Annotated in this window: 7 protein-coding genes and 1 tRNA gene; 3 read left to right on the forward strand and 5 right to left on the reverse strand. The window is 62.6% G+C overall.

Features of this window, described 5'->3' with window-relative positions; genetic code table 11:
* Positions 1-50: 50 nt before the first annotated feature.
* Positions 51-1913 carry a monovalent cation:proton antiporter-2 (CPA2) family protein gene (locus tag V6M52_RS10370; RefSeq protein ID WP_332700966.1) on the reverse strand — a complete coding sequence of 621 codons (1863 nt, stop codon included), beginning with the start codon at positions 1911-1913 and terminating at the stop codon, positions 51-53.
* A gap of 240 nt (positions 1914-2153) precedes the next feature.
* On the opposite strand from V6M52_RS10370, the gene V6M52_RS10375 reads away from it, so the two are divergent.
* Positions 2154-3095: a nucleoside hydrolase gene (locus V6M52_RS10375; RefSeq protein WP_332700967.1), complete on the forward strand. Its 942-nt coding sequence runs from the start codon at positions 2154-2156 to the stop codon at positions 3093-3095.
* Positions 3096-3231: 136 nt separating this feature from the next.
* Positions 3232-3843: a LysE family translocator gene (locus tag V6M52_RS10380; protein WP_332700968.1), complete on the forward strand. Its 612-nt coding sequence runs from the start codon at positions 3232-3234 to the stop codon at positions 3841-3843.
* Positions 3844-3893: 50 nt separating this feature from the next.
* Here V6M52_RS10380 and V6M52_RS10385 read toward each other — a convergent pair.
* The 3 genes from V6M52_RS10385 to V6M52_RS10395 all read right to left on the reverse strand — a co-directional run bounded on the left by V6M52_RS10385 (position 3894) and on the right by V6M52_RS10395 (position 5780).
* A tRNA-Ile gene (locus tag V6M52_RS10385) sits at positions 3894-3969 on the reverse strand.
* Between the two features lie 142 nt (positions 3970-4111).
* Complete coding sequence (locus V6M52_RS10390; protein ID WP_332700969.1) at positions 4112-4558, reverse strand: hypothetical protein; 447 nt, start codon at positions 4556-4558, stop codon at positions 4112-4114.
* 34 nt (positions 4559-4592) lie between these two features.
* Entirely contained in the window at positions 4593-5780 is a 1188-nt protein-coding gene (locus tag V6M52_RS10395; protein WP_332700970.1) for a site-specific integrase, read from the reverse strand.
* 519 nt (positions 5781-6299) lie between these two features.
* On the opposite strand from V6M52_RS10395, the gene V6M52_RS10400 reads away from it, so the two are divergent.
* Positions 6300-6497 carry a hypothetical protein gene (locus tag V6M52_RS10400; RefSeq protein ID WP_332700971.1) on the forward strand — a complete coding sequence of 66 codons (198 nt, stop codon included), beginning with the start codon at positions 6300-6302 and terminating at the stop codon, positions 6495-6497.
* Positions 6498-6863: 366 nt separating this feature from the next.
* On the opposite strand, the gene V6M52_RS10405 is transcribed toward V6M52_RS10400, so the two are convergent.
* Positions 6864-7673 carry an AbiJ-NTD4 domain-containing protein gene (locus tag V6M52_RS10405; protein WP_332700972.1) on the reverse strand — a complete coding sequence of 270 codons (810 nt, stop codon included), beginning with the start codon at positions 7671-7673 and terminating at the stop codon, positions 6864-6866.
* Between the last annotated feature and the right edge of the window lie 142 nt (positions 7674-7815).

Here is a 7815-nt window from a genome sequence, read left to right on the forward strand (position 1 = left end):
TTAGTCTTGCACTTAATTTGGGCAGGCGGAAGCCCCCAAAGCGCGTTCCGCTATGCGGGTTGCTCAGGGTGCGTGCTTTTCTCCACGGCGTTTTCCGCCTCATCCTCGGCCACATTGACGCCGCTCTCATGCGCCTGGTCCTGCGCATTGCTGATCAGCAACTGGCCGAGATTTCGCCAGTCCTCGCCAGCCAACTGCCTGTCGAAGCGCTGCCGATCGCGGTCCCGAACACCTTCCACCACTTCAGCGGCCTCCTCGTCGCTGGCTCCAAGCATTCTGATCGCCTCGCCGCCAAGCACCAGCGCCGACTCGAAAGCCTCGCGCTGCTGGAATTCGACACCGGCGCGGATGAGTTCGATGGCATGCGACCGGTCGAAGGCTCGGGCCATCACCCGCACCAGCGGAAATTCGTCCCTCAGCATTTCCGCGATGCGCGTGGTCTGTTCCCGCCGGTCCGTGCAGATCAGGATGACGTCGGCAGTGCCGGCACCCGCCGCCCTCAGGATATCGAGCCGTGTGCCGTCCCCGTAATAGACCTTGAAGCCGATCTGCGCTGCCGCCCGGATCATCTCGGTATCGTTGTCGATGATCGACACCGAGTGACGCATGGCCAGCAGCGGCTGGCTGGCGATCTGTCCGAAGCGGCCAAAGCCGATGATCAGCACCTTGGCGGAGAGCTCGCTCACCTCCTCCACCCCGTCCATCGACTGCACCAGGTCCCTGGGCAATACGAGACGCAACCCGATGATGAAGAACGGCGTCAACACCATCGAGACGATCACCGTCGCGGTGAAGATTGCGTTGGTCGGCGCATCGATGATCCCCGCCGCAACCGCCGTGGTATAGAGCACGAAGGCGAATTCTCCGCCCTGTCCCATCAGCACTGCGCGCTCCAGCGCCTCGGCATGCTTGGATTTCAGCAGCCGCGCAATGACATAGATCGCCCCCGCCTTGACCAGCATATAGGCCACGACGCTGATGGCGATGATCTGCCAGCTGCCGGCCACGATCGTCAGGTCCAGCGACATGCCAACGGCAAGGAAGAACAGCCCCAGCAGGATACCGCGGAACGGCTCGACATCGGCCTCGAGCTGATGCCGGAACGCCGAGGTGGAGAGCAAAACACCCGCCAGAAATGCGCCCATCGCCATCGACAGCCCGCTCGCCTGGAACAGCAAGGCTGCCCCCAGCACCACCAGCAGCGCCGCGGCCGTCATCACCTCGCGCAGCTTGCTCGAGGCCAGCAGCGCAAAGAACGGGTTCATGATGCGTTGTCCGAGGAAGATCAGCAGCACCACGGCGCCGATCGGCGCCCCAATGCCCACGAGGCGCGCCACTAGGCCGGCGTCCTCGCCGCTCGTTGGCGCCAGGATCGCGACCACCGCCAGCAGCGGCACGATGGCCAGGTCTTCCAGCAGCAGGATCGAAACCATGCGCTGTCCGCTATCGGTCGCCAGTTCCCCGCGCTCGCCCAGGATCTGCATGACGATTGCCGTCGAGGTCAGCACGAACCCCATGCCGAAGATGAAGGCCACCACCGGCGCAAATCCCAGCAGCACGCCCACCCCAGTCAGCAGCGCTCCGCTCACCAGCACCTGGATCACCCCCAGCCCGAATATCTGCTTGCGCAGCGCCCATAGCTTGGATGGCTCCATTTCGAGCCCGATGATGAAGAGGAACATCACGACGCCGAGTTCGGCTGTGGTCAGCACCGATTCCGGATCGCTGATCAAGCCGATTCCAGACGGTCCCAGCAGCAGCCCCGCCGCCAGATAGCCCAGCACCGACCCGAGGCCCATCCGCTTGAACAGTGGCACCCCGATCACTGCCGCGCCCAGCAGCGCCACCACTGGAATCAGATCGACGCCATGCGCCGCAGCGTCCGCCGCATGCCCGACAACTTCACCCGCCACGAGAGTCTCCGCACCCAATTCAGGCAGCGACTCTTTCGCTCCCGGGCGAGCCCGTCAAGCGCCATCGCAGCATGGGCAATCTACCGGGCGGGCTCCATGCCGCTCGGTTAAGGTGTGCCGCGGATCGGCAACGACCGTTGCTGCAACGTTCCGTTGAGCAAGCCTGGCGGCGGCAGTCGACCGCCCCATCCGGCTTCGCTAGTGTGCCGCCCGGATTCGCATTCTCCTCAAGGTTCCCCCATGCCCCGCAAGATCATCATCGATACCGACCCCGGCCAGGACGATGCCGTCGCCATGTTGCTGGCGCTGGCCTCCCCCGCCGAATTGGAGGTGCTGGGCATTGTGGCCGTGGCCGGCAATGTCGGCCTGCACCATAACGCCAGCAACGCCCGCAAGATTGTCGAGCTCGCCGGCCGTCCCGATATCCCGGTCTATGCCGGCTGCGCCCGCCCGATGCGCCGCCATCTGGTGACGGCCGAGCACGTGCATGGCGAAACCGGCCTCAACGGCCCCGACCTGCCCGATCCCACCATTCCGCTGCAGGCCCAGCACGGCGTCGACTATCTCATCGATACCTTGATGGCAGCCGAGCCCGGCACCATCACCCTCTGCACGCTCGGGCCGCTGACCAATATCGCCATGGCCCTGGTCAAGCAGCCGGCCATCGCCGAGCGCATAGCCGAGATCGTCATGATGGGCGGCGCCTATTTCGAAGTCGGCAACATCACGCCGGCTGCCGAATTCAACATCTATGTCGATCCCGAGGCCGCCGACGTCGTGCTGCGCTGCGGCGCGCCCATCACCATGCTGCCCCTCGACGTCACCCACCAGATCCAATCCACCCCCGAGCGTCTCGCCGCCATCCTCGGCCTTGGCAACCGCTCCGGCCAGGCGGTCCACGCCATGCTGACCTTCTCGGAGACCTTCGATCTGCTCAAATATGGCTGGGCCGGCGCCCCGCTGCACGATCCCACCGTCATCGCCTATTTGTTGCAGCCCGACCTGTTCGAGGGCCGCCACTGCAATGTCAGCATCGAAACCGCCAGCGAACTGACCATGGGCATGACCGTCGCCGATTACTGGCACGTCACCGGCAAGGTGCGGAACGTCACCTATCTCCGCAATGGCAACGCGGAAGGCTTCTTCAAACTGCTGACCGAGCGGCTGGCCCGGCTGCCTTAGGGAGCACGCGCGCAGCAAAACCGAAGAATTGCACCAGCATGCTTGCAGCTGTCTTGCCCATTTCCGGGCAAGCCTGCCCATCTTGGCAACCGCTGGCCCGAGGCGTAGTGTCCGCCTCCCAAACCGAGACCGCCCCATGGACGCCTTCACCCTCCTCACGTTCACCATTGCCTATGCCATCGCCGTTCTGGTTCCCGGCCCCGGCGTCGCGGCCGTAGTGGCGCGGGCACTGGGCGGCGGCTTCAAGGGCGCCTTCCCCATGGTATTGGGCATTCTGGCCGGCGATCTGGTCTATTTCGTTTTCGCCGTCTTCGGGCTGGCGGCCATTGCCACCTGGTTCGGCCCGCTCTTTGTCATCGTCCGCTGGGCCGGCGCGGCCTATCTGCTCTACATCGCCTGGAAGTTCTGGACCGCCCGCCCCGGTGCCGAGCAGATGAAGCCCAAAAGCGAAGACGGCTGGCGTACCTTCCTCGCCGGCTTCTCGCTGACCATGGGCAACCCCAAGACCATCGTCTTCTACCTCGCCATCCTGCCCACCGTGATTCCGCTCGATCAGATGAACCCGGTCGCCTTCGCCGAACTGACCTTCATCGTGGTCGTGGTGCTGCTGATCATCGGTTGCGGCTATGCCTGGCTGGCCTCGGCCGCCCGCGAAATGTTCAAGAGTCCGCGCGCTCTGGGCCGTCTCAACAAGACGGCCGGCGCCATGATGGCCACCGCCGCCGGCCTCGTCGTCTGGCAACACTGACCGGCCCGCGTGAGCGGAGGTACCGTCCTTATCCGACAGGAGCGAGGGTATGGTGGGCCCACCAGGACTCGAACCTGGAACCAGACCGTTATGAGCGGTCGGCTCTAACCATTGAGCTATAGGCCCGTCGCGTCGAAACGCCTGCGTTTCCTAGGGTCTCGAACGATGCGCGGTCAAGGGCGTTTCTGTCCCCGTTTCGACCAAATCCGCCTTTGTTCCGCTCATTCTGTCCCCGTCCTGTCCCCGTAACCGCCTTTGTTCTTATCGGTCATTTCCGGGTGCCCCAGAGTTCCAGCATATGCAGGCACTTCGGATCGGACGGGGCCATTATGCCCAACTGAAAGCCGCCGTTCTTCGCGATGCTGGGTATGTGCTTTTCCATCGCGTTCACATCGGTTTCCGCGCACGTTTCTGTCGAGAAGGCAAACTGCGCGCGCGTGGGGGTATAGCCTGTGAGGATCTGGTCGGACAGTGTCACGAGCGCGTAGAGGCGGTCATTGGTCCAGCGCCAATCATCCGACGTGATGGGGATGGCGACCTCAACTGCGTGTCGTCGCTCGCACGTGATCCTAGCGGTTGAGAACATGGCCTGGTCCTGGCCACGCATCTCGCTGAGCATGCACTCGTCGTAGGATTTTGGCGATATCAGGTACTGCACGCCGAACGCGCCGCCCACCAACAAGACCACCGCGGCTACCGCCGCGGTGGCTATCACTATCGGTCTCATCGTTGCCCCTCTACCTCTGGGGCTACCGTCGCCTCTTCGCGGTGATCGCGTCAACAGCGCTCTGCTGGTGATCGGGATGATGGTGTCCATAGGTGCGCTCGAGCATCTGGACGCTCATGCCCAAGAATCCGGCGGCGTCCCAGAGATCGGCCCCATTCTGCATCATCCAAGTTGCCGCCGTGTGCCGGAGCACGTGCGGCGTCACGTCAGGTCCGAGCCCTGCAGCGGCAACAGCGCTCGCAAAACCTTTGTTGACCTCCCCGATCGCGGATCCGTTGTACTCGACCACGTACTTTTTGGAGATCGTGTCATCGCCACGGTCCTTAGCCCACCGCCGCATATGTGCGAGCAAACGGGGCGGTAAGCGAGCCGGTGGCTGCCTTTTTTTTGTCTCGGCTCGCCCGTGCGGACGACGATAGAGGACGCCTTGGTCTAGATCGACGTAGCCCGACCCTGGCGTCACCGACAGGGAAGCGCCGCAGATCGCGGCCGCGCGGGTGCCGGTATAGAGACCGACGATAGTGAACCTGGCGAGGTGCCGCCATGGACGCTTCGCCGTCGGCTTGCCGTTCTGATACTCGCGATGGCGCCAGCACTTCCAGATAAACTGGGCAGCCTCCGATCGAGTGAGCCACCGCTCCTTTGCGCCCGACCGCGGGGGCAAAGTCACCTCAATGACTTCGCGCGTGTAGCCCTCGGACCGGTGGAAATTTATGGCGGCACGCATGTCTTCGAGCTCACGGCGGGCACCGGCGGCTGTCACCAGGCGGGGCGGCCTACCCGTCTTTTCCGGCTTAGCTGACTTCCAGGGCTGACCGACGCGCCACGTGGTGTACTCGCGGCATGTTTTGCCAGTGACTTCTGCAAGGGTTTTGCCTTGCCACCACTCGCCGAGCTGTAGCAGCCGCTCGGAAGTCTTGCCAGGCCGTGCGTGACCTGGCGCCACTTCCTCGGAATACAGCTGCAAGACGTCAGTGACGAGGATGTTCGCCGCCGGTCGGTCTTTTTCGCGGTCTGGCCTATATTTCGCGGCTATGTATTCGGCGAGCTGCTTTTCAGCTTCTTCGCGCTCATGCGGAGAGCAGCCAGTGACGACGCTGCTCTCACCATCCCTGATGATCCAGACGCTCCGCTTCCGAAGCTTGCCTGTCGTCTTGTCGTGCTCGGTTGGCTTGAGCCAAAGCCTGGCGCCCTTGGAATTACGCGACAACTCAATCTCCAACGGCGAACCGCCGAAGCGGTGAAAATGATGCGGCGCCCGTGCCGCTCGACTTCGATCTTCCCCGAGACCACCGCCTGACGCAACTGATACCGGCTGATTGCCCCGGCAAACTCCGGAAGGGCCAGTACGTCGTCGATCGCGAGCGGCGCCTCGTCGTGCACCACTTGGCTGGGGTCCGAGGATCGCATCGCCACGCTACTGCGCTGCACCGCAAGCGACGGGATCGAGATCGAATATGAATCGAAATCAGTGAACATGAAAAAATGGTCGCCCGCAAACACCGGGCGGTCAACATGCAGGCGATCAACATCGTAAATATTTGAAAACGCCGAGGAACTTCACCCCGCGCACCTGGAACTTCACCTCGAAGTTCACCTGTGTGGGGTGAAGTTCAGGGGGAAGTCGACACCCTCCCCGGCGACCAGGCACCGCAGATTTGATATCGTCGCTCTGGACTCCTATCCCGATTCAAAATTAGAACATAACAGGAACAAGTAGGAGGCGGCGATGGCATGGTTTCTGACGAAGATCGATGGCCGTGATCCAGCGAAGCTACGGCTCACGGAGGCCGAGGCGTGGGCAATGTGGCGCGAAGGGTTTCGTTTCGCGGAGTTCAACCCCGAGAGCGACGAATACCGGTTGAGCAGGCCATACGCGGTCGCTGAGAACAGGGATAAGGGCACTTTGGCCATCAGTCAGCAGTGAGCAACTCGCCTCCATCCCGGGAGTTCTACCGTCCGCGGATTGGTGCCGCTGCGGCCGCTGGCCTGCTCATCGTATGCAGGTGCGACCTCTGCCGGCGGAGTCGGATCTACCTGGCGACAGACCTGGTTCAGATCTACCACCCACAGGCGTTCCTCGACGACCTGTTTGGGGGGCGTTGCCCCAGGTGTCAGAGCGGTGGGTTCTGGCACGTCAGAGAGCGATACCCGTCCGACAGCGACGTCGGGCGGCTGCAGGTGCGTCGGCTGTCCGGGATCAGGACGACCCAGCTTTGGCGCGACGAACTCTACTCGGCGCCAAATGTTGCTGATTAGATGGCAGCGGGACGAGCCGTAACCTCTGGCCCAGCTAGCGACCTGACCGAGCCTTCTCCCGCAGCAGGTAGACGCTAACCGCTGCCGCAACCGTTACGACCAACTCCGCTTCCTCGAATTGCGGGTCGCGTCCTTCTAACAAGTGGCGACCCTGTTCCGACGTGAAACCCCACAGCTTCCTGATGGCTTCGTCCATCGGCTTTGGAAAGTTCAGCCGCCCGATGATCGGACCTAGGGTGTCGGTGGTGGCATCATATTGGCGGGCAACGCACTCGAGTGCGGCCATGCCATGTTGAATCGCTCCCGACACGTCGGGTTTGGGACGCCTTGAGATGTCCCGCAGAGCCTCATGTATTTCGTTTGCAGCAGTAGGTGCACCTGACGCCATCATGGTGGAGACGGCATCCTTAGTCGCCAATTCGAAGACTTCGGAGCCGCGGGCGACGATGCGACCATCCTCCATCTTCCAGCCAATGCCATGTTCACGGAAGACCCCGTTGAGACGACGGGCGAAATCCTCTTCCTTTCCGAAGTCCGAGTAGTTCCCCCGTAGTTTGACGAAGATCCTCTCCGCTAGATCATAAATCTTGAACCAGGGTGCATCCGCGATCAGATACTGCACCTCAGTCTCGATATTGCCGGAAGACCAATTGTTGAGGTCTGGCCTGCGGAGCAGCACCTCGCAGACCACGTCGCGCATACTGCTGGGGCCCAGACCGGCAGCGTAGCCCAGCATGAGCACCGCATCCCGCACGACATCGGGCGCGTCTTCACGCACCACGATTTCCGCGTCAGGAGCATGGAAGCCGAAGCGATCCGAGAACGACCCATCTGTTGTAGACATGATCCACCAGCTACTTACTGCAAATTGACGACCGGCTTCTGGGAGTCCGTGTATTCCGCGGTCAAACGTCCACACATGCCCAGATCCTCGATCAATAGTTATCGGACCCGCCTGACGCCAGGGCAGCGAGCACCTCGCGCTC

It is taken from the genome of Devosia sp., from assembly GCF_036676215.1.
In the GTDB taxonomy this organism is placed as follows: Bacteria; Pseudomonadota; Alphaproteobacteria; order Rhizobiales; family Devosiaceae; genus Devosia.

Bases quoted from the DNA above. Each gene is read 5' to 3' on its own strand.
- V6M52_RS10375 (WP_332700967.1), top strand. From the start codon at position 2,154: ATGCCCCGCAAGATCATCATCGATACCGACCCCGGCCAGGACGATGCC.
- V6M52_RS10380 (WP_332700968.1), top strand. From the start codon at position 3,232: ATGGACGCCTTCACCCTCCTCACGTTCACCATTGCCTATGCCATCGCC.
- V6M52_RS10400 (WP_332700971.1), top strand. From the start codon at position 6,300: ATGGCATGGTTTCTGACGAAGATCGATGGCCGTGATCCAGCGAAGCTA.
- V6M52_RS10405 (WP_332700972.1), bottom strand. From the start codon at position 7,673: ATGTCTACAACAGATGGGTCGTTCTCGGATCGCTTCGGCTTCCATGCT.